The following is a 24,859-nucleotide window of genomic DNA, read 5'->3' as shown; positions in this document are numbered from 1 at the left end:
AAGTTAGTGCGACTGTTAAAAAAGTAGACTTTTTAGTTACAGCAAGCTTTGGCAATTTCAAATTAGAATCTAAAATTGACTGATGTTACCAAGAGAAGAACTGTTAAAAGGCATTGAAAACCGCGAATGTGTGGCGCGGGCGATCGACCAAGCCGAACAAGCAATTAAAACTTGGGAAATTACTCTGACTGATTTTCTGTCGCCTCCAGAATTGGCGGACACTCTGACGGTATTTAAGCGGTTAACAGACGTGGAATTAGTGGCTTGGGGCGGCTACCCGCAAGCTGAAAGACAAAGAATTGCGATCGCGCGATCGGAAATCCCGATCGACTCTGGTAGCGTTAACGTTGCGGCAGTAGAAATCGCTGGCAATTTCTTGTTCGATACAGCTTCTCACCGCGACTTTTTGGGGGCGATGTTGGGTACGGGAATTGTCCGCGAGAAAACTGGCGATGTGATTGTTTTGGGAGAACGCGGCGCGCAAGCGATTGTCATGCCCGAGATGGTAGAGTATTTGGAGATGAGTTTGCAGCAAGTGCGATCGGTTCCTGTACAAACGCGGCGCATTGAGTTGAGCGAACTCAAAATTAGAGAACCCAAAAAGAAAGAAATGACAACGGTTGAAGCATCGATGAGATTGGATGCTGTTGCCTCGGCTGGATTCGCCATGTCTCGCAGCAAAATGGCCGATTTAATTGGCAGCGGTGACGTGCGAGTTAACTGGAAAGACGTTACTCAAGCTAGTTATAATGTCAAGTCTGGAGATTTAATTGCTGTTACGGGCAAGGGAAGATTGGAAATTGGGGAAGTTGCTGTTACTAAGAAGGAACGCTACCGAGTCCAGTTAACTCGGTATTTGTAATTCTCGGAATTAGTAATTGGGAATTGGGAATTGGGAATTAGGAATTCTCTTCCCTGTTCCTTTTTCCCGATAGTGGTTAAATGGGTTAAATCTCGTATACAATCTGTTGCCGAACTTTCCGAGAACCCACTTCGGTTAAATCCTTTAAATCCCGTAGACTGCTTCCTTGCCGAACTTCCTTCGTAATTACGCTTTCTCCCGAAACACCTTTTCTACCGACTTCACCAAAAGTTCTCGCGGCATCAATCGAGGCATATTGGCGATGATTTGATTGGGAATTCCCCCTGTCACAACATTAGACTCATTTTTATCTAAAGCTTTCAAAGCATCTCGCACTACTTCCGCTGCAGGAACGAGTTTTTGCCCGCTGCTGGATGCCATTGATTGAGGGAATTCAGCTACTGCGAAAAAGTCCGATTCTGTCGGCCCTGGACAAAGGCACAAAACGCCAATTCCTAAATCTTTGTTTTCCGCCCAAAGCGCCTCACTGAAACTTAAAACAAAAGCTTTAGTTGCTGCATAGATCGACAAGTACGGCATCGGTTGAAAAGCTGCGATGGAGGCAACATTGATGATACTTCCTGATTTTCGCTGCCGCATTCCCTGCAAAAATAAGTGCGATAGTTCAACTAATGCTACAATATTTAGTTGCACCATTGTTAGTTGTTTCGCAAGCGGGCGATCGGCAAAAACACCGTAATCTCCAAAACCCGCATTATTCACCAACAAATCAACCGTCCAACCTTTTTTAACAACTGTCTCAAATACAGCAGTTCCAGCGCCCGGTGCGCTCAAATCTTGCACGATCACTTCTACCCGAACCTTGAATTGTTGTTGCAGTGTAGCAGCTAGCTGTTGCAATTTGTCTTCGGAACGAGCTACCAAGATTAGATTGTGCTGGCGTTTGGCTAATTCGGCGGCAAAGGCTGCACCAATTCCGCCAGAAGCACCAGTGATTAAAGCAGTGGGCATGAACTTAATTCGGATTATGTGATAGAAACTTTATATATTTTAACAATTATTTGGGGGGGAACCTGTAAAATAATTAAAAGGGAATAGGTGAGTTTTATGGCGCGTCTTACCGATCGAGCTTTTGAAATTTTGCGGGCAGAAGTTGACAAGTGCGCGGCGGCTGATAGTCTAGCGGGTGATGTCTACCGACGGATGGTAATCAAGCGGTTGGAGAAGTTGCGATCGCAAAATGGCACTTTCGCCTCAAGAGAAGAAATCCGCGATACCTTCAAAGACGAATTTCCCAACTTCAGCGAACAAGCTCTTAAAGCTGCCGTCAAAGCCAACCGCCCGCCGGGATTGTTCGGTAAAATCATCTTTGCTGGGAGTTTGCTGGGAAGTGCTGCGGGGATAATTTGGCTGATTAACCTACCTTTTCCGATGATTCGCTGGCCCGTGGCCAAAACAATGCCGATATTGTTGCTGCCGAGTTTTATCAGTATGGATTACAATTACCGGCAGGCGATCGCCCTTGTGGAACAATCCGATCAACTAATCAATAAAGCCACGGCTGTCGCTGATTTTGACTTGGGCGAAACCAAAGCAAAACAGGCGCAAAAATACCTCGACGCTTTGCCGGTTTGGTTTTTAGGTTACTATCCACAAACCTACTGCTCTTTTTTCGGTTGCAGTTGGCGGTTTACACTCGATGAATTTCAAGCCGCCCGCAAAAATGTCGGGCGGATGGAGGCTCAAATTTTCCAGCAAAAAAATGCTTTTACTCAGTTAAATCAAGTCGAACAAACGCTAAAGGCGGCGAAACAGCAGTATCAGCAAGCCAAAACTGCTGCCGACAGACAAAAAGCGACGGTAAATTGGCAAAGTGCGATCGACCAACTCAATCAAATTCCCGCCGAAACCCTCGCGGGAGAAACGGCTAAGAAAACACTCAAAGCAGCAGAAAGAGACTTTCAAGCAATGGGCGGCGTCGCCACCGGTTCTGTGCAGGCTGACAACTTAATTGAAGCTGCCAAAGAATTTGCTCTCTCCGCCGCCGTCGCCTCGCAAAAACCTCCCCATCCCGCCGCAGAGTGGGAACAAATAGCAGAATTGTGGCAAGAAGGAATTAACCGACTGAAATTGATTTCTGTCGATAACCCTGGTTATCTCGATGCTCAAACCAAACTCGCTGAATATCAGAAAAACTTAGGAATTGCCCAGATTAGACTGGAAGCAGAAAAAGATTCGGCAACAGCTTTGCAAGCAGCTAAAAGCTTGTTTGCCAACTTGCAAAATAATGTGAATTCTCCGACTCAAAATCCCGGTAACTCGCTCAGCCAGTTGCAACAAATTATCAATCAATTAGAATCAGTCAAACCCGGTACAACAGTGTATCCCGAATCCCAAAAATGGCTGCAATCTGCTCGCAAGAAACAGCAAGAATGGCAAAAAAATTAGCTGTTGACTGTTGACTGTTGACTGTTGACTAATGACTAATTCCAACAACCAACTGCCAACTGCCAACTGCCAACTGACAACTGATATCGTTTCCGGTTGCATCGGAATAATAAAATCGAGTCAACAGTTAACACTCAACCATTGAGTTTTTCGACCCCTCCTTCAACAGTCAACAGTCAACAGTTAACAGTCAACAGTCAACAGCCAACTGCCAACTGACAAATTACCAAGTCGGGTCAACATACAAATTAATTGTCACTTGCTTTTTCCCGGAAGGGATGCCGGAAATACAAGCACAAATCGTATCTCCGCCATCAATTTCTACTTCGCAAGCGTGACAAGAACCCATGAGACAGCCTGTAGGAATAGAAACCCCTGCACGTTTGGCTACATCTAATAAAAGCTCTCCCGGTTCAGCTTCAACTGTAACATTATCTGGTATAAAACAAACTTTTGTCATAGAATTTTAACCTCAACTCTAACAAACAATAATCAACAGTTAACAGTCAACAGTTAACAGTTAACAGTCAACAGTTAACTAATTAACCTAAAATATGCTTTATATCTAAATGCTTTTCCACTGTATCTGCTAGAGAGTCTAACAAAGCTTCTCGGTGTTCTCGGTAATTAGAAATACCTGTAGGCAATGCGCGGAGTCCCCGCTGCTGCCGCAAGTGATTTAACCAAGCTCGCCGCCAAGCTCCGTTGTCAAAGATGCCGTGCAGATAAGTGCCCCAAATTGATTGAGAAGTATTGACAATGCCTAAACTAGCATCGTCAAATAACGGTTCAGTCAAATCTGACTCTAGGATTTGCGTTTTTCCTTGATGAATTTCGTAACCGGAAACGGGCAAACCGGGTTGAGGATAGTTAGATGTTACGATGCGTTGGCGGGCAATTTTGTTCGGTGCCATCGCAGTTTTTAAAGGCAGCAATCCCAATCCTTCAAATTCTCCTTTTTCTCCCTCAAGGCCTTCTTTATCGCTGATACTTTCTCCCAGCATCTGAAAGCCGCCGCAAATTCCCATGACTGTACCGCCAGCTACTAAATAATTTTGAATAGCTTTTGCCATACCTGTTTGGCGCAGCACGTGCAAATCAGAAATTGTAGTTTTAGACCCTGGTAAAATCACGGCGTCTGGATGGCCTAAATGGTCTTTTGGGCTGACATATTTGACGGTCACGGTAGTTTCCGACTCCAAGGGGTCAAAGTCGGTAAAATTAGAAATTCGGGGCAGGCGAATGACCGAAATATTTATCTCGGTTTGAGAATTGGGAGAACGCCGATCGAGCAAATCGAGAGAATCTTCCGAGGGAAACACTTCGTCTATCCAAGGAATCACCCCAACTACCGGGATTCCCGTCCTTTTTTCTAGCCAAGTCAGACCCGGATCTAAGATCGATTTTTGTCCTCGGAACTTATTAATAATAAATCCTTTAATTAAAGCCCGTTCGTCGGGATCGAGCAATTCCAAAGTGCCGATAATGTGAGCAAAAGCACCGCCGCGATCGATATCAACTACTAGCAAAGTCCGAGCTTTTAAGTATTTAGCTACCCGCATATTTGTTAAATCGCGGTGTTTGAGATTGATCTCAGCAGGGCTGCCGGCTCCCTCACACACAATCATGTCAAATTCTTGGCCGAGAAATTCTAAAGAGTCCCGAATAGCTTGCCAGCCAAGATCGAAATACTGCTCGTAATATTGAGATGCTCGCACATTGGCGATCGCCCGGCCCTTGACAATCAATTGAGAAGTCATGTCTCCTTGCGGCTTGAGCAAAATCGGATTCATTTCTACCCAAGGTGCGACGCCTGCTGCCCAAGCTTGCACTGCTTGAGCGTAGCCAATCTCTCCGCCAGCGGCTGTGACATAGGAATTCAGTGCCATATTCTGACCTTTAAACGGAGTTACCCGCCAGCCCCGCCGAGCAAAAATTCGACACAACGCTGCCACCAGTAAAGATTTCCCTGCGTGAGATGTTGTTCCCACGACCATAATTGCTTTCATAATATTAAGGGAGAAGGAAAAAGGAATAAGACAGAAGGCAGAAGGCAGAAGGCAGAAGTAAGAAGGCAGAAAGCAGAATCAAAAAAATTCTGGTTTCTACCTTTTGCTTTCTTCCTCAAGATAACGGCTTATCTTCTTCCGATACCTTCTCAGACTTGGATTCAGCGGCCGGTTTAGCAGTGTCTACTACCTCCGAAGTGGGGGGATTGGGGCGAATCAATTCCGGTTGTTCTGCCTCAGAAGATGGTTTTGTATCTGTGGATTCGACGATCGAGATCGCTGATACTGAAACCGTTTCCACCTGCACGCTCAACCCAGGTTCTCCCGGTACTTGTATCTCTACAGGCTCTGCCACTTCCACCACAGTCATTTCTAGAGATACAGCAGGGGCTTCTGCTTCCGTTGCGCCTGCTGCTGCTGCTTCCGGTTCACCCACCCGGGCCTCCAGCGTTTCTTGAGCCAACGGCGCTGTCTGAGTTTCAGCGGAGGCTCGGTCTAAAATTGGAGTTTCCCCTATTTTGTCAGAACTCGCGGTTTCTGCGGCCATCAACTCGGCCATTGCTTCAACATCGGTGGGAAACGGCAGTCCTTGGCTGGTTTCAACAGCAGTGTTGCTGCTTTCGGCTGCAACTTCCGCAGCCGCCTCGGCTAATTCGGATTCGAGAATCTGGTCGATCGCCGGTGCAGGAGTTGCCGTTATTTTAGATTCAGGTGCGATCGATTCTGGAGTGGCTGAAGGTGTTGGTGCCGTCTGGGGAGTTGCATCAGACTTGTTTTTACCCGCACCCCGTCCCAACATACCGCCGAGACTATTTTTGATATTGCCGAACAGACTTCCGAAACCGCCGGATTTTTTAGCTGTTTTGGCAGGAGTTGAGTTTGCCTCAGAGGCTGGCGTTGGTGTCGCCGTTGGGGCTGCCGAACTCGCAGCAGACTGGGACTCTTTAGCCATCGCCCTCCACATCTCGTCAAAATCATCGTCTTCTGGCTGCTGTTTGGCTTCTGGCTGAGCCTCTGTTGGCTCCACAGTTGCTGGTGCTGCAATTTCTGAAAATTCTATAGGTAGAGGTAGAGGAGTGAAGCTGCTGGCTAATTCTGCTGGGGTTGGTGAAGTCTCAGCAACAGGAGTTTCGACCGAAAAGACGGGTATTTCTGCAATTGCAGGTGCGCTGCTGTCGGGAATTTTCAAGTCAGGGGCGATCGCACTTTCCGGGGTCGGATCGATCGTCGAACTTTCGGCAATTTCAGCTATTGGCGAAGTCGTCGGCTTTTCCTCTAGCTTTACCTCGCCCTTATCCGCAGCGGGTGCTGGAACCGCATCAGTTTTCGGTTTGGGCGATCGAACAAACTTAGGTTTTTTCGCTGCGGGCTCTTTTTTCTTGCCGAACAAGCCCGCTAACGGCCCGCCCGCGGCCCCCGGCAAATTCACCGACTGAGGAATCGGCGTTTTCTCAGCAACGGGTGTCACCAGTCTGCGCAAAGTCAGAGTTTCCCAAGCAAACCAGGCCAACATAGCCACGCCCGCCATTTGACCGAGCAGCAGAGCACCGGTAATTCGTCCCGCACAAACCCATAAAATTAACGCATAAAAAAGTCCTACACCGCTCCAGGTAAAATCACTTTTGCGGTGAACTTCTGGAAAAAAGAATGCCGCCATGTAAATACTGAAGCTGCCCAGACCGACTGCCAACGCTAGAAAGTATGCAAGCATATTGTCGGTACCTCCGCTGTTTCAAATAACTTCTACGCGCTAATTCTACCTTTGAGAGAGACTCAACGGCTTCTTTCTCTGGGACAATTCTTGATTTGTAGGGAAGTTTGGCAAGGAACCAGTGTAAGGAATTTAACACGTTCAACCGATGTTGACAGTAGAAGTGCGAGGAAAGATTTCCCACTCTCCCCCACTTCCCTAGGGCCCATCACCCCCTATCCCCACACCCCCTATCCCCATCACCCCCTGCTCAGTGGTGATAGATGTCACTTAAACTATGCCCGTGCGATCGCACCAAGCGACTGAGGATGTTTATATGTTGTAGGTGTAAGAGGAATTATGCCCTAGGGCGTATGTATTGGAGACAGTGCCATGTTAGAAAAACTATTATTAGCTGCCGGCTTAACCTTATCGCTTCACATATTTCCCGGACTCAGCACTTCCGCGCCATTACCGAAAAATTTGGTATTGCGATCGAGCGATCGGCCCACTCAAACCCTAAAAGTTCCCGTCATTGCAGCACCCGCAGACATCAAGCCGAACGTCCAATCCTAATGATACGTGCCATATAATACGTGCAAGTGCGATCGAACTTAGGCAGAGCCTCTCTATAATATTTTTTTCGAGCTGTTCTCTTTTTTATGTGACTGTTCACAACTCATCAGTTTGTAGTCAGGGCTTTAGTCCTCATTAATATCACCGAATAAGGACTAAAGCCCTTACTACAAACCGTAGGCCAATAATTAGTAGCAGATAGAACATTAATTCCCATAACATACTAGACAAATCTCAACATTAGGTTGTCTCCTAGAGACATTCAAACCTTAAAAAACTTGGGAAACCTTGGGTAAAGGCTCAAAATAGATATATGATGTCAGATTGAGCTTAAAGCTAATCAGCACATTGACTATTAAATCAAGGAAAGTAAAAATGGGACTTAGCGATATTCTCTTGAATGAAAACAACAGAGAAACTTTTGTTGATGACTGTGTAAAGTTGATAGACCAACAAGTTGCAGCAGCGCCGGGATTGGGTGGTCTTGCTCTTAAAGCTGCCTACTCTACTGTCAAGGGGATACGGGCTGACTATTGCGCCCAAGTCCTCGATCAACTTCTGCCAGAAATCTCGATCGCACTCGATCCGATGTGGACTGAAGCGAAAAACAATGGCAACCCAGTAGAATATCTGACCCAAAGAAAAGCTGAAGTAGCAGACGAATTGCTCCAGATCAGCGACAAAAGAGTCGAGAACAGCACAAGAGCGATGGTTAAAGGTGCCTATGCCAAACTCCGCCCCTCAGCAAAGAATTACGTGGAAAAGGGAATACCGGATTTAGCCGAAATTATTAATAAATATAGTCCGGCCTGATAAGTGAGCAACGGCTAAAAAACAGAATAGCCAGATACCCGGCTTCTTCAAAAAATCGGGTATCTAAAAGCAGAATTATTCGTAAGTTTGCAGTTAGGAGAAAGAGTCCTAATTTTATGCTTATCTATTGCCAATTACCCACTGATTTGCAGCCAATATTTTCAACATCGCCTGTCCGGTAATTCCCAACCCCAAAAACATCACAAAAACCGCGCTAATCTCAGGCAGAAATTTGACTGCTGTTATCTGTTTTGGCAGTTTATCAAAATTCCGTTTGGCATAAACTAAGATTAATCCGATCGCACTCAGCACTAAAGCCAATCCCAAACTAAAGGCTACCACTAGCGTCATTCCCAAACCAACATTGCCCAAAGCAGACGCGCTCAACAGCATCACCAAAGCGGAAGGACAAGGCAACAAACCGCCGGAAATTCCCAACCCTAATAAGCTTTTCCAAGTGATAGCAGAACCATCAGCACCGGGAGGCAAATGCGAGTGAATCCGGCCGTCTCCGTGATGGTGGTAGTCGTGAGATATATCGCGTTTTACAGGCTTGAATTCTCGCTCCCAACTTCCTCTACTCAAAAGATTTACTGGTTCTTCACATTCCGCAGCAAGGACTTTACTCCTTAAAAACCAGTTTTTATTAAAAATTTTAGTTTTGATTTTTTTGAGAACTTCAGTCCTCACTACCAACCTAGTCTTAATTTTTGATAAGAGTAAGTTAAACCCGATTACGGCTACTAATAAACCAGAGATTAAACTCAGCCAAGGATCTAATTTTTCTGGGTCGATTAAGTGAGAAGCAAACAAAGAAATGCCGCCCACCGCAAACACGCCAGCAGTGTGAGTAATTGTAGTCGTCGCTGCTAAAAATAAAGCGTGTGCCGGAGTAGCCCGCGAACCCACTAAATAAGCGCCGACTATGGTTTTTCCGTGTCCGGGCGACATCGCGTGCACGCATCCCCAAGCAAATGCTCCTGCTACTGCTAGCAGCAAACTCCAACCTGAATCCCAGATAGATTCATTTCCTGCTAACAAAAAGTCCCGGTTTTGCGGAGTAAACACAAAGCTTTTTACCGCACCCGCTTGCACGATCGTAGCTTGACAGCTAGCTGTCACCACTCCGGGCAAAAACAGATTGTAATTAATCCGCAATTTATCGGGTTTTGAGATGGAAATTGAGTCGGGTAAACCGGGGGTTATATTTTGAGAAAGTGCGGCCCAGGTGTAGTTTAAGATTAAGGTGCTGTGGGTATTCGGCTGCTGGATTAAGCTGGCGGTTTTAGCTGCTATGTCTAGCGGTGTTACTGCTACGGAGCCTTGAATGTTGCTGCTGTTGGCAATGCGAATTTGTTGGCTGAAAAACTTTTCTAGCTGTGTTTGGTGGCTGCGAACTTCAGCAGGTTGTAGCTGGCTGTCTCGATTGTCGTCGGCGAATTTGGTCAAGCCGGTTGGGAAGGTTAATGTTACTTCGGTTTGCAAATCGTTGACTACTATTTCTGCTACGGATAAGTCTGACCAGTGCGAGTAAACGGGTCGGATTGAGGTTGTTAGTAACAATGAAACTGTCAGAACAAATAGGATAAATAATTTTGAAATTCGGTTCATTTTGTACTGCATAAATACCTATTTTTTTAGTAATTTTCGGATGAATTATTTGTTTGTGTTGTGATTTTTCCGGCGCGCTTACCCGCAAGCCCGCCGGCGATTGAAATCCCCGTCTCATAGCGAAAGTCGGTTGAAACCGACTGAATAGCTAATCAAATTCAACAATTGCGGATTTCAGTCCTATGCAAGAGGACTTAAGCTTTTAGCCAGGGGTTTCAACCCCTGGCGGATTGACGGAATAGCGAACTTGGCAGAATGGCTGCTATTAGTTAATCTCAAAATTCATAACTTCCCAAGCCCAATGCTTGGCGAGATCGATCGTCAAAATTCGGGTCAATTTCCTTGGACTTTTGAAAATAAGCGCGAGATTCAGTATTCTTACCTAAAGTCCGGGCGATCGCACCAGCCCGGTAAAACATACCCGCATCGCGAATCCCCGATCGCACTATTTCCGCCATCACTCGATCGGCCTTTTGCCATTCCCCAGTGGCCGAAAGCGCCCAAGCCAAAGTATCCAGCGTCACCGCATCCCGCCGAATTTTCACCTCCTCCTGCATTAATGCCAGCGCTTCCGTGACATCCTGCGATCGACCTTTTTCCAGCAGCAAACTTGCCAAATCCCTGCGGTGGCCAAAACCGCCAGATCCAGAAACCTGTTCCTGTCGCAGCCCCGCTTCTGCTTTGTCCCGAAGTCGCCGGGATTCGATCGCATCTCCCTGCAAATCCTTCACCCTCGCCATACCGCGATCGACAATGCGATCGAACACAGTCGCAACCGCGCCAGAATACGCAGAAACCTTGCTGTAATAGCCTTCCGCCTCTCGATAATTGCCCTGCCGCGTCTCCAAATCCGCCAAATAAATCAGCGCCAGCGGGTATCGTGGCACTAACCGCAGCGCCTCCAAAAACAGCGCTTTCGCCTGCACAAACTGCCCGCGACGCGCGTAAAATCGACCCAAGAGCGATCGGGCCCGCGCCGAACCAGCAACCTCTCCCGGTTCCTCGGCCGCCATTGCTTGGCGGTAATCCTGCAAAACCTCAGCATCTCGGCCCTGAGACTCTCTCACCAAAGCTCTCAAAGTGAGAGAACCCAAGTTTGGAATCCGGTTAACTAAGGCTTCTGCGGCAGCATTTGCCTCGCTCACTTTACCCATCGCTAAGTGAGATGTAACTGAAAGGGCGATCGCATCTTCATTGTCAAAACCCGCCTGTTTAGCAAAGCGCAAAGCAGTAGCAAAATCGTGTCTGGCCTCGGCAATTCGAGCTAAAACTAACAGCGCACCTTGGTTGTCAAAAGGCAAATCGGCGATCGACCTTTGAGCCGCTTGTTCTGCCAATAAAAACCAACCTCCCTCCCCAGTAGCGCGAGCCATTTTCAAATAAGAGCCCGCCAGTGACGCCCGGTTCAAACCGCTGCGGGAATCAACAGCCAATCGCTGCTGGTAAAAAGCTATTTCTTGCTGAATTGCTTCCTTTTGATTCGGATTATTTCTCAAACTTTCCGAAAACTGATAGCGGTAATTAGCATCTAAATTTTCGGGACTTTTGTTAGAAAAGTTTTCTGAAATAAAACGCAAATTTGGAGGTAAATTCACTACTACCATCCCAACTAAAGGAACCGCTATCAGCAGCCACCACGAGAAAACATCCGATTTTATTTCCGGTTTAATTTGAGTTTTCATACATCCGCGTTAATCAGCGTTCATCTGCGGTTAAAAAAAGGATTTTCCATCTGTCATTAATCAATAAACTATAACTAATGACAGATGACTAATGACTAATGACTAATGACTAATTAGGCAAAGCCAAATAAGGAAAATTCGGTTCTAAAGGTTTGTGTCCCTGAGCCGGATTTCCCGGAGTTCCGTTATATGAAACGTTATCGCCAACCGGAGAACCTACCAAAGCTCCCAGAGTGATATCAATAACGTCGTCCATCAGCATACGACCTCCGATCAAGCTTCCTTGAGCATTTGTAGCGCTAGCGTAGCCGCTGGTTTTTGTGGTATCGATCCGCATGACATCGGGCAAGAAAGCTCCGGCGATCGCATTTGGATCGACATTATCCCGACCGTCCAAAAGATCCACAGCATTCAGAGTAGCAACAGCTTCCTGCCGCACCGGAGCAGCAGCAGCACTCAAATCCAATCTCGGAGGAATATTATTAAATGCCTCCAGATAAGCGGGAGAAACTATCAAACCTTCATTAATTGCAGGTCTCGCCAAACGCTCGAATTGTTTGAAACCGCCAGCTCCATCCCGGATCGAAACTGTTGACCAAACATCAAAAGTATTCGCCCCAGTTCCTGCTTGCAAAAACGCTTTCGGAACGCGGACAGCAATTGTATTGACGTTGTAACCTTTAGTAAAGTCGATCGCTTGATTCGGTTGTTTAAAAGCAGTGCGCGGCCCTGTTCCCAAAGCTGCGGCGCGAACTCGGAAAAATTGTTCCACATCAAAGAAAAACGGGTCTTCCCGCAAACCTGCAAATACAGTCAAGTTAGAACCGCCCACAGGTACTGTATTCAAAACAGCATTAGAATTCAGCGGAGTTGTGGCAATTAGCCCGCCGTTAACTGTAGTCTTAGCAACAGTCTCCGAGCCACCGCGAACAACAGTTACAGCCACTGCTTGCATACCTTGATTGTTAGGCGGACTGAAGGCAAACCGCAAGATAATATCCGAGCGTCCAGTAGGTGTAGAATTCACGTCACCTACCTGCGTGATGTGAAATTGGTAGAGGGCTGTAGTGCTGAAATAATATTGATAGCGAGCTACAGACCTGGGATTTGAATTCATGGTAAATACTAAATCCCCGTCTGCAGCACCGGAGTTTTGGTCTTTTTCGCGATATACGTACAGGTCAGTTAAATTGACCGCGCGACCTTTAATATCTACTTCGCCGTCGTCGTGGTCGGAAGCGACAATTATCCCTGGAGTTAATAGAGCAATTAGAGCTACTTCAATAGCTAGTATGGTTCGGCGAATTTTTTTTGTGAGCTTCACAGTTAGCACCTTTATTGCAATGAAATTTTTGCACAAATCAATGGTAAATAACCCGCATTCGCGGGTTTGACTTTTGTAGCAACAGGTTGAAATCTGTCAACCTGTCGGGCTTTTGCGCTGTTGCTGAGCCTTCTCCTATTGGTGGTATACGAAGGTTTGGCAATTTTGGATCTGTGCTGCCAGATTAATTTATGTAAAAAAGTGTGTTATTGAGGATTTACTCGTTCCCGGACTATGCTTGGGAATGCCCGATTCGAGACAGAGCCTCTCTCGATCTAGTGGAGTCAGAGCATCGCTTATATGAGTTCCCAGGCTCTGCTTGGGAGCTAGCGAACGGAGCTTAGGAACGAGTTAATCGCGCGGTTTTGACGGTTCAGGCTCCGGGCATTTATTCGTTGTGCATAAAGCGGATTGCTAACTGTCAAAAAAATTACTAATCAGGTGGTAAAATTCAAGATAACTTGGGATTTTTACAATTCAAAGCACGACAAAATTAGCCGGAAAAGGCATACTCCAGCTTGTACCCCCAACTTCAAACTTACAATTATGTTCTGTAGTGATATACGCCGAATTGTTAATTTTGGATCTGTGCCGTCAAAACAAAAATTTTGGGTACACTGAAATGACAGGCCAGAAGTCAGGCGATGAATCGCTGCTTTTAGTGCAGATTGCCCAGAAAGACCAAACGGCATTAGCTAAACTTTACGATCGCTACGGTCGCCCAAGTTACGCTCTCGCTTACAAAATTCTGGGTTCGGTAGAAGAAGCTGAAGAAGTTGTAATCGATGTTTTTTCCCAAATTTGGCAAAAAGCAGCAACTTACGATCCTTCTCGCAGTCGAGCAGATACCTGGTTGTTCATGCTGACCCGCAGTCGTTCCCTCGATCGGCTCCGAGCGATGCAGCGAACAGTCCGGGCGGCTGAAGCTTGTCTGGAAGATGCTAAAGTACCCATCTCTAGCGTTGCAGAACCGATGGAAGATGCAATGTTTAAAGAACGCAGCGAACAAGTCAAAGCAGCCTTAGAAAAATTGCCAAAGGAACAGCAAGAGGCGATCGAACTCGCCTACTACCAAGGGCTGACTTGCGCGGCGATATCAGCTAAAACTGGTATCCCGACAGGTACAATCAAAACCAGAATTCGGTTGGGTATTTCCAAATTGCGTCAAGCTTTGAGCGAACAATTTTTTTAGATTGTCAAAAAACAAAATTTAAGTTGTTTAACATCAATCTAAAATTATGGCATCTCCAATCATCCATCTTGAGTGCGAGGGCAGCAGACAAATCTGAAATTTAAAATCAACCTAGGCTGAATTACAATTAATCGCGGAAAACAGATGGAAATGATGCCAGACGAGGAATATAACATCCTTGCAGCCCTTCAAGCTCTCGATATCCTCGACGAGTCAGAACGCGGCGCATTTGCAGAGAAATTGAAAGAATCCGCAGAACTTACAAGTGAATTAGCGGCTTTAGAATCAACAATTGCCGCGATCGCCTACACAGCCCCCCCAGTTCCCCTCGCCCCCCACCTCAAAAACCGCCTGTTCCAGCGCATAGCCGAACTACCGCCAACCCCGGCAGAATCAGTCAATTTAAAGCCCATTGTTACCTCCTCAACGGAGAACAATGCTCCATCTTTAATCGTGCGATCGAATGATGTCAAATGGAAATCTTATGGAGTTCCGGGAGTCTCGTTTGGCAAGCTTTATATTGACAAAAAAAAGCGCGAAATTACCTGCTTGATGCGACTAGAACCGGGAGCAACATTTCCCCTGCACCGACACGCTGCCTCGGAGGAAGTGTTTGTGTTAGAAGGAGACTTAATTGTAGAAGGGGAAAGTTGCCATCAAGGTGACTACATTCGCTCTCTTCCCGGTTCCATACATTCCTCCCTGACACAACGGGGATGTGTGCTGTTAATGAAAACTTCCATAGACAACGAAATGCTAGTCTGATATTATGTTTGTTGAATTGCCGACAGATTGGAGGGCGGGTTTATGTAGATTTTTAGTTAAAATTATAGATTGTTGGTGAAACCCGCCCCTACAATTATTTCGGTTAATTTACCGGACCCGCTCTGACTCAATAACACCGCTTTTATCCGCATTCTGCGGTTAAAAATCCCAGCTATATCACGTAATTCCAATGCTAAAATACTCGCGTTTAACTGCTGTTTTGTCCGCCATTATTATACAATTTGTAACGAGCGAAAAAAGCGCAATCGCCCAAGAACGCGAAGGATGTTTTCTTGTCAATTCAGCGGGAGAAGTAATTAACTTAAATTTGTTGTGTTCGCCTCAAGAATCAGACATTAAGCTGACAGGAAACGATGGGAAATTTCTCGAAGATTACAAACGCTTAGCAAAAAGCTACTCTCCAGAAGCCACGGACAATTTACTGCAAGCAATCCAAAGGGCCCCCGGTCAAAAAATTGCGGCAGCTAAAAGAATGTGTGCGGAAGCAAAATCTGGAGTTTCTCTGCCGGAAGTTAAATTAAGAGCGATCGGGCAAGCTGCCAGTATCGACAATCCAACTGTCAAAGAAAGTTTTCTCGCCGATGCCGATATTATTACCACCCTTGCCGCCAACCATTATTGCCCGGAATTAGCTAATAAATAAATGCTAATGTAGGGGCAATTCATGAATTGCCCCTAGCTGAAATCAGCAGCATTTTACGATCGTTACCGTGGTTCGACTAGCAGAGTAATATTGTCTGTACCAACCACAGAAACGATTTGACCGCGAACTAGAGTTACTTCTTGCTCGCACCGTGCGGGCCACCAACTGGCCTGAAAATGAACGCGACCAACGCAATGGGGTTGGATTTCTTCATCGATGATCGCTTCTTGCTCGAAATTCTGAGATCGGTCAACGCCTGGAACTGGCTGTGGCTCAGAAATGGTTTGCCCAAAAACAATCCTGTTCAGCATTTGTGCAAAAGGAGCTAGAACTCTTGCAACTAAATTTCGCGACTTCAGTTGTATCATGGCAGTAAGTTAATTTAACGTTTGCCACCTTTGTCTTGGTATTCACCAGACCGAGGTGGTTTTTTATATTGTCCTATTTCTGGATACTGACTGTCAAGCAAGATTATGTTATTTATTGGCTTTGCAGTGTCTATAAAATAGACAATTAGACTGGTGATTTTAAGCAGGGACAGCAGAATGGCGATCGCCCTCGGTGTGGTTATTTACTTTAAAAGCTCCTTGAAGCGTCATTATTGAAAATCTTGCTGGTCAGAAGGCTGGCAAAGCCGGGAAGTTGTCAAGTGCGATCGCCGTTAATATTGTCTAAATATTAAACAAATATTATTAGCAGTACGGGAACAGTCCAGCGATCTCTGCGTCCAAAGCTTCGAGAGGGCAACAAATAGCCTGAACCTCTTACCCACTTGTGTATAAATGGAGTACAATTGATACCTGGGGCAGCATCAAGTACATCTCAGAAACCTGAAATCAGGGTAGGATATATTGGCATCGCCCTACAAAATGAAAAGTGCTGTAACTTTCATAACAAAATAGAGTATAGGTAATTATGACCGATCGCCAAAATGACAGCTTAGAAAAATATGAAGAGGAAGAAAATCGCTATTGGCAACAATTGCGTCAAGAATTTAATCGCTATAAAAGCGATCTAGACGTTACCAACGTAGAACTAGCAGAAGGTCTCGGCATCAGCCGTCAGCCCCTAGTATCATTTATGAACAACTCCAGCAATAAATTGCCAATTCGCAGGTCTCACCTGATGCGTCTGTGGGATTTTCTGACTGCGCCAGAACAAATTGAGCGTAAAAATATTTCAGATGAAGCGAAGTCCAACCGCGAACAGTTGCGGGAAGCAGGCTCAAATAGCTTGCTAAAAGCTGCGGGATTTTTACCGAGTTCAACAAATATGATTGTGGAAGTAGATCCCAGCAGACACCAACAATTGCAGCGAATTACTTCTCGGCTTTCTAATTTAGAATTTACAGAATTTACTGATTTTATTAAAATCACAGAAGCTATTGAAAATGAAATCGCAGCCAGGTATTATCACGTTTCAATTCCTGACGAAAAACCCATAATTGATGGTTACGCATCTTTAGAAAATATAGACATTATTGTTCAGCAGTGGTGGAACGCTCGCATTCACTATGAAAAACCCAGTAGAAAAATGCTAGAGGGTCTTAAAGAGGCAATCACTAAACTCATAGCATTAGGCAAATCAGAATTTAATAAAGCCGAACTTTTCGAGCTGTTTTTGTGCATATTAGAGCACGAGCAGACTACTGCTAACATGAATAGATTTTTAAGAAAAATTAGAGTGACAGAGTGTCAATTTAAAACACTGACATTTTCTTTGGATGAAGATACGGATGATTTAGGTACAAAGCAATTGTTAAAAAATGCAGCAATTAGAGCAGAAAGGTACTTGAGAGGTGACTTATATCCCGAAATTTCTGACACAGCGATCGAAGTATCTGTTACCTGCAACTTTGGCAAAACCAATCAAAATGTATGCTGGCAATATTGTTCATCTGGGACTTACTATGACAATATGCTAACTGCTGTTGCTAGGGGAATGGGATACCGGTCGAATCTTAAACTTGTAGATATTGCTTCGCAGGCATTAGGTAGAAAAGAAGTTACAACTAGACTGGTTAAAGCCTCAGCTACATTAAAGGATGAAGGCAAAAACGATCGAGATGATAAATTTTATCAGGGAGTATGGATCGATCTAGATACGATTACCAGCATTCTGCAATCACTTGTCTCAGCAGCAACGAGTTGGCTGTCTGAAAATTTGAGTGCCGATGAGCTTTGTAAGAATTATTATGAAGTTTGCCAAGCAGTAGCAGAGATAGAAAATAGTTTAAATTACTGTCATAAATTAACGAGTGGTTATGTCTTTCAGACAGACCGCCGTCTGAAGGATCGGTCTGTTAAAAGTTACCTGAAAGAAGCGATCGAGCAAATTAAAGAACTCCAAAAAACCTATTTAAAAGCTCATCCAATTTTTAGAGAGTTTTATGCCAGCGATTTAGAGCGCCAATTGTGTATAGCTAATTTAATTTTAGCGCGTTCAGCTCACATTCAAATCAACATGACAGAAGCTGCAGAATTTTTGTCAGAAGTTGGGGTGGCATTGAACGGCAACAGTCAATTATCTAAATATCAACCTGTTGTTATTATGTACAGGCTCGAAGAAATGTTGCACAGATTTTTGTCTGGCGATCGCTCTTTTATAGAACAGAAGCAATGGCAATCTCCATCGTCCAGCTATAATATTAATAATTGTTTGGATGAACTGAAAACATACATCAAACAAGGAAATTTAAAGTACGGCAGTTATCCAGGACGTTTTGATTTTGATGTATATTTATGTGCATCAGAAATTTTTGCCCGCTCCGCTAGATTGGATTTTTGCTCAGAATTAGAAAGTGTCCAAAAGCTAGACACTGCTGCTGAAAATTTCTTGATGGCGGCATACTGTTCCTCAAAAATTGGCTTGAGACTCAAAGCCGCTCACTTGCTCGCCAATGCCAGCCGGGTCTGCTGTAGGTTAGGAGATGGCGATCGAGCTGAAAAATTAGCCAATCTTACAGAAAATATCATTAAAGCAGAAATTAAGCCAACAGATGTGTTTAGTTATCAGGAAGCAATTCTAGTAGAAGTGAACATAGCCAGAGGTGAAAGACTTTTGCTTATTGATTGCTCTTTTACAGAAGCCTTGAAGATGTTTTTTATGTCACTCAAAGGTTCAATTTATTTAGGATTTACCAGACTAATTGCTCAAAATTTTTACAATATTGCGAGAGTAGCTGAAAAACTCAAAACCTCTCAGCTTAAATTTGCAATGCTGTTGGCAAAATACTTTGAAAAACAATACTTAGAATTGTTTGACGAAACAAAAGGATGGGAAAGAACTAAGGTTGCTACCGAAGCGATGAACTTCTTAAGTAACCTCGATTCTAGTGCTGATTGGGAAACAATTGCCAAGCTGTTCAAAGAGGAGGCTAAAAGTATATGGCATCAATGTTTTGAAGAAGCTAATCCGGGAAAAGAGGGAAATCACCCGGTTGAGGAGGCGATCGACAATTATAAGTTTTTGTGCAAGTTGAAATAAAAAATCGATGAAACATTTAAAATCAAGCTCCGCGGACTTGCGGGATTTATTCAAAGACAGCATTACAGTTAAATACCTCGCGGAACCGCTGAAAGCTGTCCCCGCTTGCGAAGACGCAGCCAAATTGCGATCGTGGATGGAAGCCCGCGATTTTGACGTGCTCGGGATCGAAGAAAACGGCACGGTTTGCGGCTATGTAGAACGATCGCATTTAGGTAAAGGCAAGTGCAGCGACTACCAGCAAATTTTTCACCCCTCACAATTAATCGCCGCGGCCACTCCTTTAATGGAATTGCTCCCGCTGCTGCGAGAAAAACCGAGATTATTTGTATTGGAAAGCAACAGGATCAACGGAATTGTTACCTGCGGCGATTTGCAAAAAGCACCGGTGCGGATGCTACTGTTTGGATTGGTGACGCTTCTCGAAATGAATTTATTGCGGATCGTGCGGATTTACTTTCCCCAAGATTCTTGGCAGAAATTCCTTAAAAGCGATCGCATCGTAGCGGCAAAACACCTTTGGGAATTGGGGCGATCCCGAAATGAAGCAATTGACTTAATCGATTACCTGCAATTCTGCGACAAGCGAGATTTAATCCTGACTTCAGCGGAAATAGTCGATCGGCTGGGGCTCAAATCCAAACGCTACGGAGAGCGTTTTTTAAAATCAGCAGAAGCATTGAGAAACAAATTAGCTCACGCTCAAGATTTAATTAACGGTTCTTCTTGGCCGGAAGTGATTTTTTTAGCTCAGGAAATAGAAGCGCTTTTGCAGCGCTGCGAAGAAATTGAAATAGCCACACCACTGGATTAGATAGCCTTTCATGGGTAACATTAGTTTTTAGTAAGGTGCGCAGTACGCACCTTACATTGAGTTTTTACGAAGGTGTGCACGGCTCGCACTACATTAGTTTTTAATTTTTAACTTCCTGTTGGTGTACTGAGGAACCCACCCTTGAGCAGTGGTGTAATACTGCACAGCTTTCAAGTACAACGACGGAGTGAGATAAAACCAATGTTCGGTATTTGCGGGCACTTTAATGTATTCTTCAGCTTCCAGCATTAACTGTACCTGACAGCCGTTAGAATACACAAACCCAAAAACACATTCCCCAGCTAAAATGTGAAGAACTTCTGGATCTGTGTGGGTGTGAGTGCGATTGCTTTGAGCCATAAGCGGGTAAATCTGTGGCGAACCGGGGTGCAGCACTTTTAAGTCGCACCACTGACATCCGTCTGCACGCTTGAACTGTTGCAACTCGCTTTGAAATGCTGCGAGTATCTGCTGTTTTTCTGTTACATTGAGAATGTCTTGGGCTAGCAGTTCTCGAACCGCAGGATTTTCCCTCATTGGCAGACGATCGATCTGAACATTTAAAACAGCCAGTTGGCTTGCGATCGCCCCAATATCCCTATATGTCCTACCGTCTTCTAGTTGCATAACAGCCATTGTAAACCACCTATTTATTTGGCTTTGAGAATTTAGTTTACTGCTTCCATCTAGTGTTACAGACTAAACTCCTGCTTATTTTCAATAATAGCCGATCGTTAAAAATAGATAGTTGGTATAACAATTTATTAAACATTTATCACAGTTTCACTCTAAGATTTTAGATTTTAACTTTTATTTAATAACATTGAGAGTTGGGTTCGATGCACGCTGCACCTTAGTGGTTGAAAAACAGGGCGAATAAATCTCAAAAAAAATTAAAGACTGCCAAACCAGGAGCAGTTTTGAGAATCAAACATTGCAAAAATTAGCTGCAAAGCAATTCCCCACAGTACGGGTGGCCGCTTAACAGCGCGCCGAACGACTAGAAAATGCGTAGGACAAACCGACAAAAACAGCTAGCCCCAATACAGAAATAAGCCTTTCCATTTGAGTCACATTCCCTTATAATTAAAGATTAAAGCTCAAAATTACGGCGCAGCCTAATTGCTGCTACTTTTATGTCTCTACCTATAGTTGCTATTATTGGACGCCCCAATGTAGGCAAATCGACGATCGTCAACCGTTTAGCCAACACCCAAGACGCGATCGTCCACGACGAAGCAGGAATCACGCGCGATCGCACTTACAGACCGGCATACTGGGGCGATCGGGAATATCAAGTCGTAGACACCGGCGGGTTAGTATTCGACGACGAGACAGAATTTCTGCCTTTAATTCGCGAACAAGCAATGGCGGCCCTGGCAGAAGCCAGCGCAGCCATTTTCGTAGTAGACGGACAAACCGGGCTCACCGGCGGCGACGAATCGATCGCATCTTGGCTGAGACTGCAAAAAGTCCCAGTCATTCTCGCCGTCAACAAATGCGAATCAGAAAATACAGGACTCACCCAAGCAGCCGACTTTTGGCAATTGGGACTGGGAGAACCTTACCCAATTTCCGGCATTCACGGCAACGGCACCGGCGAATTGCTCGACAAATTAATAACTTATCTTCCCACGGAAGTATTACCAGAAGTTGAGGAAATTAAAGTAGCAATTATCGGTCGTCCTAACGTGGGCAAATCGAGTTTGTTAAACGCATTTCTCGGAGAAAATCGCGCTATAGTCAGCCCGATTTCCGGGACAACCCGGGACGCGATCGACACCTTAGTAGAACGCAACGGTCAAACCTACCGCCTGATCGACACAGCCGGAATCCGCAAAAAGAAAAACGTCGAATACGGCGCAGAATTTTTCGGGATCAACCGCGCTTTCAAAGCCATCCGCCGCGCCAACGTCATACTGTTAGTAATTGACGCAATTGACGGCGTTACGGATCAAGACCAAAAATTAGCCGATCGCATCAGCCAAGAAGGTCGAGCCTGCATTATAGTCGTCAACAAATGGGACGCAGTAGAAAAAGACTCCGACACCATCTACGAGTACGAAAGAGAAGTAAGAACCCGACTTTATTTCCTCGACTGGGCAGAAATGATTTTTGTTAGCGCTATGAGCGGACAGCGAGTTGAAAAAATCATTGAATTAGTAGACAAAGCCTCCGACGAACACAAGCGCCGCGTCACTACCGCCGTCATTAACGAAGTCATAGAAGAAGCCACAACCTGGCACTCAGCCCCAGTTACCCGCCAAGGAAAACAAGGCAAAATCTATTACGGTACTCAAGTGCGATCGCAGCCACCGACAATCGCCCTATTTGTCAACGATCCCAAACGCTTCACCGAAAATTACCGCCGCTACATGGAAAGCCAATTCCGCAAACACCTCGGCTTTACCGGTACACCAATGCGGCTGCTTTGGAGAGGCAAAAAAGTTCGTGCCACAGAAATGAGCACAACCAACAGAGCACTGCGCGTGAAGTGATTTTAGATTTTAGATTGTGGATTTTAGATTGAAGAGAAAACGCAGTTTAATGGTATAATTAAGTTGCGATTTTTTTCTTTTGTCTTCCTTCGCCTCTTGGCAATTCAATTACTTGGTATGTGAAACAATTCCCAATCAAACAATCTAAAATCTAAAATCGCAAGGTGGACGAACAAGAGTTTAAAAGAAGAACAAAGCAGCTAGCATTGAGAGTTATTAAGCTAGTAGATGCGCTGCCAAAAGGCTCAGCTTCTCAGGTAATTGGCAAGCAGTTAATACGTTCAGCAACTTCTGTAGGAGCCAATTATCGAGCGGCTTGTCGTGCTAAGTCAACAGCAGACTTAATTTCTAAACTCAGGATAGTGGAAGAAGAAGCGGATGAAAGTCTTTACTGGATGGAGCTAATAGTTGAAGCTGAATTGGTTGATGCCACTAAATTGAAAAGTATCATGTCAGAAACGAATGAAATTTTAGCGATGACAGTTGCATCCATCAAAACTTTAATTGCTAAAAACCCAACAGCAAATCGAAAATAAAACAATGTCAAATCCCCAACCGAAATTTCAATCAAAAATCAAACTATCAAATAATCCTCCCTCAATAAATCAATTACTCAATCAAATAATTCTCTTCAAAAATCAATCCCTGAATCAATCAATCCCTGAATCAATCAATCCCTGAATCCCTCAATAAATTCCTCAATCAATTCGTCAATCAATTCGTCAATCAATTCGTCAATCAATTCGTCAAACAATCCCTCAATCTAAAATCTAAAATCTAAAATCTAAAATCTAAAATCTAAAAGATGGACTTACTTAGATCGCTCCCCATTGGACTCTACCTAGAACAACCCGTAACCTGGCTTCACAGGCTAGACTCCCGCGTAAAATTAGCCTGGTTGATGACATTTCTGATTGCCCCAATACTCGCCAATCCCATCTGGCGGTTGATGCTAGTAGGAATGTTAATCGTACTGACACTAACCGCAGCAATTCCCCTGCGCGTGTGGAAACAGCAAATGGGAATGCTGCTGCTATTCTGCCTATTAGTATTTTGCATCAGCGCGATCGCCCCCGACGCACTCCCATCAGAACACCAGCCCCGCCTCCCAGCCGACGAATTAACCTTTTCTCAACAGCCGACAACCCTCCCCCCGCCATCCCCCAAAAAACCCTGGTACAATCCCTTTAATTTAGGCGGGAAATCCCCAATCCAAAATCCAAAATCCCAAATCCAAAATTCCCTCCCCCAACCCACAAACTACAGTTACGTTTTATTCAAACAAGGCCCGATTAAAATCACCCGCAAATCCCTAGATTTAGCTATCAACGTCAGCACCCTATTTTTCACAGTAATTTACAGCACCAACCTCTACCTCCTTACCACAGCCAGTGAAGAAATCACCAGCGCGATCGAAAACTTAATGCAACCTCTGCGCCGCTTGAACTGGCCTGTTACCGAAATAGCACTAACATTAACGTTATCTTTGCGCTTCATTCCCCTAGTATTGGAAGAAATACAAAATTTAGTGCGATCGGTCAGAACCCGAGCGATAAACTGGAAAAAACTCGGATTTCGCCGCGCCGCTGAAGTTTGGTTGATGATAGCCGAGCGACTCTTAGAAAACTTGCTCCTGCGAGCCGAACAAATAGCCAGCGCCATGAAAGTTCGCGGCTTCACCAGTCCCGATCGACACCGTGTAGAATGGCACCAGTTGCAATTGAAAATCCGAGACTGGATCGCCCTCGGCTGCTTGATCGTCCTCTGGAGCGCCCGCTTGCTTTGGGGCTGGGACAGTTAAGATTTTAGATTTTAGATTTTAGATTTTAGATTGAATAATATTGAAGAATTGGAAATGACTGATTTGATATGGTTTTGGAGCACGAGCCTACATTTGAGTAAGTTTTGTGTTGTACCCGAGTGTCCTGCTAAAGTAATGGAGACAAATATTTAGAGATCCAAAACCTTGAACATCTATCTCGGGACAGATATCGTATATGTTCCGCGCATTCAATCGGCATTAGACCGCTTTGGCAATCGCTTCCTCGAAAAAGTTTACACCCCCACCGAACAAAGAGACTGCGGGCAACTAAATTCTCAAGACAGCAGCATTAAAGGTAAAATGAATCGAGTTTCCTGCAACCAACTAGCGGGGCGCTGGGCGGCAAAAGAAGCCGTTGTCAAAGCTCTAGGGACGGGATGGCGGGGAATACGGTATGCAGATGTCGAAATTCGGCGCTCCGAAAACGGTGCTCCAAACGTGCAACTGCACGGAACCGCAGCAGCACGAGCCTCTGTTTGGGGAAATTGCCAGTGGCAATTGAGCCTCAGCCATGACGGAGACTATTGTATGGCTACGGCGATCGCCCTTTGTACCCCCCTCTCAAACAACCCCGTCCCCACAAACACCGAAACTAAAATCTAAAATCGAAATCTTTAATCTAAAATTGACCGACTGTAAACC

At 45.0% G+C, this 24,859-nt stretch carries 22 protein-coding genes; 13 read left to right on the top strand and 9 right to left on the bottom strand.

The features are described from left to right. The first annotated feature begins 82 nt into the window (after nt 1-82). The gene (locus QUB30_RS11595) at nt 83-862 is read left to right on the top strand and encodes a photosystem II S4 domain protein (RefSeq protein WP_333333289.1); all 780 of its coding nucleotides are present in this window, start codon (nt 83-85) and stop codon (nt 860-862) included. A gap of 186 nt (nt 863-1,048) precedes the next feature. On the opposite strand, the gene QUB30_RS11590 is transcribed toward QUB30_RS11595, so the two are convergent. Then, a complete protein-coding gene (locus tag QUB30_RS11590) occupies nt 1,049-1,834 on the bottom strand; it encodes an SDR family oxidoreductase (RefSeq protein ID WP_333333287.1) in 786 nt (261 codons plus the stop codon). A gap of 96 nt (nt 1,835-1,930) precedes the next feature. Between QUB30_RS11590 and QUB30_RS11585 the strand changes: the two genes are divergently transcribed. Beyond that, nucleotides 1,931-3,271, top strand: coding sequence for a hypothetical protein (locus tag QUB30_RS11585; protein ID WP_333333285.1), 1,341 nt, complete (start codon nt 1,931-1,933; stop codon nt 3,269-3,271). Nucleotides 3,272-3,494: 223 nt separating this feature from the next. On the opposite strand, the gene QUB30_RS11580 is transcribed toward QUB30_RS11585, so the two are convergent. From QUB30_RS11580 to QUB30_RS11570, 3 genes are all read right to left on the bottom strand, one after another. Next, nucleotides 3,495-3,731, bottom strand: coding sequence for a 2Fe-2S iron-sulfur cluster binding domain-containing protein (locus QUB30_RS11580; RefSeq protein ID WP_333333283.1), 237 nt, complete (start codon nt 3,729-3,731; stop codon nt 3,495-3,497). Nucleotides 3,732-3,813: 82 nt separating this feature from the next. Next, the gene (cobQ, locus tag QUB30_RS11575; RefSeq protein ID WP_333333281.1) at nt 3,814-5,280 is read right to left on the bottom strand and encodes a cobyric acid synthase CobQ; all 1,467 of its coding nucleotides are present in this window, start codon (nt 5,278-5,280) and stop codon (nt 3,814-3,816) included. Between the two features lie 115 nt (nt 5,281-5,395). After that, nucleotides 5,396-6,991, bottom strand: a complete 1,596-nt coding sequence (locus QUB30_RS11570; RefSeq protein WP_333333279.1) for a Ycf66 family protein — start codon at nt 6,989-6,991, stop codon at nt 5,396-5,398. Nucleotides 6,992-7,363: 372 nt separating this feature from the next. Here QUB30_RS11570 and QUB30_RS11565 point away from each other — a divergent pair, with 372 nt between their 5' ends. Next, complete coding sequence (locus QUB30_RS11565; protein WP_333333277.1) at nt 7,364-7,546, top strand: hypothetical protein; 183 nt, start codon at nt 7,364-7,366, stop codon at nt 7,544-7,546. 375 nt (nt 7,547-7,921) lie between these two features. After that, nucleotides 7,922-8,359 carry a DUF6918 family protein gene (locus tag QUB30_RS11560; protein ID WP_333333275.1) on the top strand — a complete coding sequence of 146 codons (438 nt, stop codon included), beginning with the start codon at nt 7,922-7,924 and terminating at the stop codon, nt 8,357-8,359. A 120-nt stretch (nt 8,360-8,479) separates the two neighbouring features. Here the strand turns inward: QUB30_RS11560 and QUB30_RS11555 are convergent, their stop codons facing one another. From QUB30_RS11555 to QUB30_RS11545, 3 genes are all read right to left on the bottom strand, one after another. After that, entirely contained in the window at nt 8,480-9,970 is a 1,491-nt protein-coding gene (locus QUB30_RS11555) for a HoxN/HupN/NixA family nickel/cobalt transporter (protein ID WP_333333273.1), read from the bottom strand. 275 nt (nt 9,971-10,245) lie between these two features. Next, entirely contained in the window at nt 10,246-11,652 is a 1,407-nt protein-coding gene (locus QUB30_RS11550; RefSeq protein ID WP_333333271.1) for a tetratricopeptide repeat protein, read from the bottom strand. 109 nt (nt 11,653-11,761) lie between these two features. Beyond that, nucleotides 11,762-12,976: a DUF4331 domain-containing protein gene (locus tag QUB30_RS11545; RefSeq protein ID WP_333333269.1), complete on the bottom strand. Its 1,215-nt coding sequence runs from the start codon at nt 12,974-12,976 to the stop codon at nt 11,762-11,764. Nucleotides 12,977-13,598: 622 nt separating this feature from the next. Between QUB30_RS11545 and QUB30_RS11540 the strand changes: the two genes are divergently transcribed. The 3 genes from QUB30_RS11540 (at nt 13,599) to QUB30_RS11530 (ending at nt 15,597) form a co-directional block, all read left to right on the top strand. Continuing rightward, on the top strand, nt 13,599-14,168 hold the full coding sequence (locus QUB30_RS11540; RefSeq protein WP_333333267.1) for a sigma-70 family RNA polymerase sigma factor: 570 nt from the start codon (nt 13,599-13,601) through the stop codon (nt 14,166-14,168). 150 nt (nt 14,169-14,318) lie between these two features. Next, nucleotides 14,319-14,933, top strand: a complete 615-nt coding sequence (locus QUB30_RS11535) for a cupin domain-containing protein (RefSeq protein ID WP_333333265.1) — start codon at nt 14,319-14,321, stop codon at nt 14,931-14,933. A gap of 190 nt (nt 14,934-15,123) precedes the next feature. Next, nucleotides 15,124-15,597: a DUF732 domain-containing protein gene (locus QUB30_RS11530; protein WP_333333263.1), complete on the top strand. Its 474-nt coding sequence runs from the start codon at nt 15,124-15,126 to the stop codon at nt 15,595-15,597. A gap of 62 nt (nt 15,598-15,659) precedes the next feature. Here QUB30_RS11530 and QUB30_RS11525 read toward each other — a convergent pair whose 3' ends face one another. After that, nucleotides 15,660-15,908: an NfeD family protein gene (locus QUB30_RS11525; protein ID WP_333333261.1), complete on the bottom strand. Its 249-nt coding sequence runs from the start codon at nt 15,906-15,908 to the stop codon at nt 15,660-15,662. A gap of 604 nt (nt 15,909-16,512) precedes the next feature. Between QUB30_RS11525 and QUB30_RS11520 the strand changes: the two genes are divergently transcribed. Together QUB30_RS11520 and QUB30_RS11515 are read left to right on the top strand one after the other, a co-directional pair. Continuing rightward, nucleotides 16,513-19,083, top strand: a complete 2,571-nt coding sequence (locus tag QUB30_RS11520; RefSeq protein ID WP_333333259.1) for a hypothetical protein — start codon at nt 16,513-16,515, stop codon at nt 19,081-19,083. 7 nt (nt 19,084-19,090) lie between these two features. Beyond that, nucleotides 19,091-19,897, top strand: a complete 807-nt coding sequence (locus QUB30_RS11515) for a hypothetical protein (RefSeq protein WP_333333257.1) — start codon at nt 19,091-19,093, stop codon at nt 19,895-19,897. Nucleotides 19,898-19,990: 93 nt separating this feature from the next. Here the strand turns inward: QUB30_RS11515 and QUB30_RS11510 are convergent, their stop codons facing one another. Continuing rightward, complete coding sequence (locus tag QUB30_RS11510) at nt 19,991-20,533, bottom strand: acireductone dioxygenase (RefSeq protein ID WP_333203593.1); 543 nt, start codon at nt 20,531-20,533, stop codon at nt 19,991-19,993. A gap of 500 nt (nt 20,534-21,033) precedes the next feature. On the opposite strand from QUB30_RS11510, the gene der reads away from it, so the two are divergent. From der to acpS, 4 genes are all read left to right on the top strand, one after another. Further along, entirely contained in the window at nt 21,034-22,395 is a 1,362-nt protein-coding gene (der, locus tag QUB30_RS11505) for a ribosome biogenesis GTPase Der (protein ID WP_333333255.1), read from the top strand. A gap of 164 nt (nt 22,396-22,559) precedes the next feature. After that, nucleotides 22,560-22,931: a four helix bundle protein gene (locus tag QUB30_RS11500; protein ID WP_333211850.1), complete on the top strand. Its 372-nt coding sequence runs from the start codon at nt 22,560-22,562 to the stop codon at nt 22,929-22,931. Between the two features lie 269 nt (nt 22,932-23,200). Continuing rightward, complete coding sequence (locus tag QUB30_RS11495) at nt 23,201-24,196, top strand: energy-coupling factor transporter transmembrane protein EcfT (RefSeq protein WP_333333252.1); 996 nt, start codon at nt 23,201-23,203, stop codon at nt 24,194-24,196. Nucleotides 24,197-24,361: 165 nt separating this feature from the next. Beyond that, the gene (gene acpS / locus QUB30_RS11490; protein WP_333333250.1) at nt 24,362-24,820 is read left to right on the top strand and encodes a holo-ACP synthase; all 459 of its coding nucleotides are present in this window, start codon (nt 24,362-24,364) and stop codon (nt 24,818-24,820) included. The last annotated feature ends 39 nt before the right edge of the window (nt 24,821-24,859 follow it).

The organism is Microcoleus sp. BROC3 (genome assembly GCF_036702515.1).
Taxonomy (GTDB): domain Bacteria; phylum Cyanobacteriota; class Cyanobacteriia; order Cyanobacteriales; family Microcoleaceae; genus Microcoleus.
Note: the sequence above shows the minus strand (reverse complement) of the source record. Positions and strands in the feature narration are given on the sequence as shown.

What these genes read in the sequence shown, in the direction of transcription:
- QUB30_RS11570 (WP_333333279.1), bottom strand. Translation starts at nt 6,991, where the DNA reads ATGCTTGCATACTTTCTAGCGTTGGCAGTCGGTCTGGGCAGCTTCAGT.
- QUB30_RS11495 (WP_333333252.1), top strand. Translation starts at nt 23,201, where the DNA reads ATGGACTTACTTAGATCGCTCCCCATTGGACTCTACCTAGAACAACCC.
- cobQ (WP_333333281.1), bottom strand. Translation starts at nt 5,280, where the DNA reads ATGAAAGCAATTATGGTCGTGGGAACAACATCTCACGCAGGGAAATCT.
- QUB30_RS11525 (WP_333333261.1), bottom strand. Translation starts at nt 15,908, where the DNA reads ATGCTGAACAGGATTGTTTTTGGGCAAACCATTTCTGAGCCACAGCCA.
- QUB30_RS11560 (WP_333333275.1), top strand. Translation starts at nt 7,922, where the DNA reads ATGGGACTTAGCGATATTCTCTTGAATGAAAACAACAGAGAAACTTTT.
- der (WP_333333255.1), top strand. Translation starts at nt 21,034, where the DNA reads ATGTCTCTACCTATAGTTGCTATTATTGGACGCCCCAATGTAGGCAAA.
- QUB30_RS11555 (WP_333333273.1), bottom strand. Translation starts at nt 9,970, where the DNA reads ATGAACCGAATTTCAAAATTATTTATCCTATTTGTTCTGACAGTTTCA.
- QUB30_RS11535 (WP_333333265.1), top strand. Translation starts at nt 14,319, where the DNA reads ATGATGCCAGACGAGGAATATAACATCCTTGCAGCCCTTCAAGCTCTC.
- QUB30_RS11510 (WP_333203593.1), bottom strand. Translation starts at nt 20,533, where the DNA reads ATGGCTGTTATGCAACTAGAAGACGGTAGGACATATAGGGATATTGGG.
- QUB30_RS11580 (WP_333333283.1), bottom strand. Translation starts at nt 3,731, where the DNA reads ATGACAAAAGTTTGTTTTATACCAGATAATGTTACAGTTGAAGCTGAA.
- QUB30_RS11520 (WP_333333259.1), top strand. Translation starts at nt 16,513, where the DNA reads ATGACCGATCGCCAAAATGACAGCTTAGAAAAATATGAAGAGGAAGAA.
- QUB30_RS11590 (WP_333333287.1), bottom strand. Translation starts at nt 1,834, where the DNA reads ATGCCCACTGCTTTAATCACTGGTGCTTCTGGCGGAATTGGTGCAGCC.
- QUB30_RS11585 (WP_333333285.1), top strand. Translation starts at nt 1,931, where the DNA reads ATGGCGCGTCTTACCGATCGAGCTTTTGAAATTTTGCGGGCAGAAGTT.
- QUB30_RS11540 (WP_333333267.1), top strand. Translation starts at nt 13,599, where the DNA reads ATGACAGGCCAGAAGTCAGGCGATGAATCGCTGCTTTTAGTGCAGATT.
- QUB30_RS11530 (WP_333333263.1), top strand. Translation starts at nt 15,124, where the DNA reads ATGCTAAAATACTCGCGTTTAACTGCTGTTTTGTCCGCCATTATTATA.
- QUB30_RS11595 (WP_333333289.1), top strand. Translation starts at nt 83, where the DNA reads ATGTTACCAAGAGAAGAACTGTTAAAAGGCATTGAAAACCGCGAATGT.
- QUB30_RS11565 (WP_333333277.1), top strand. Translation starts at nt 7,364, where the DNA reads ATGTTAGAAAAACTATTATTAGCTGCCGGCTTAACCTTATCGCTTCAC.
- QUB30_RS11515 (WP_333333257.1), top strand. Translation starts at nt 19,091, where the DNA reads ATGAAACATTTAAAATCAAGCTCCGCGGACTTGCGGGATTTATTCAAA.
- QUB30_RS11550 (WP_333333271.1), bottom strand. Translation starts at nt 11,652, where the DNA reads ATGAAAACTCAAATTAAACCGGAAATAAAATCGGATGTTTTCTCGTGG.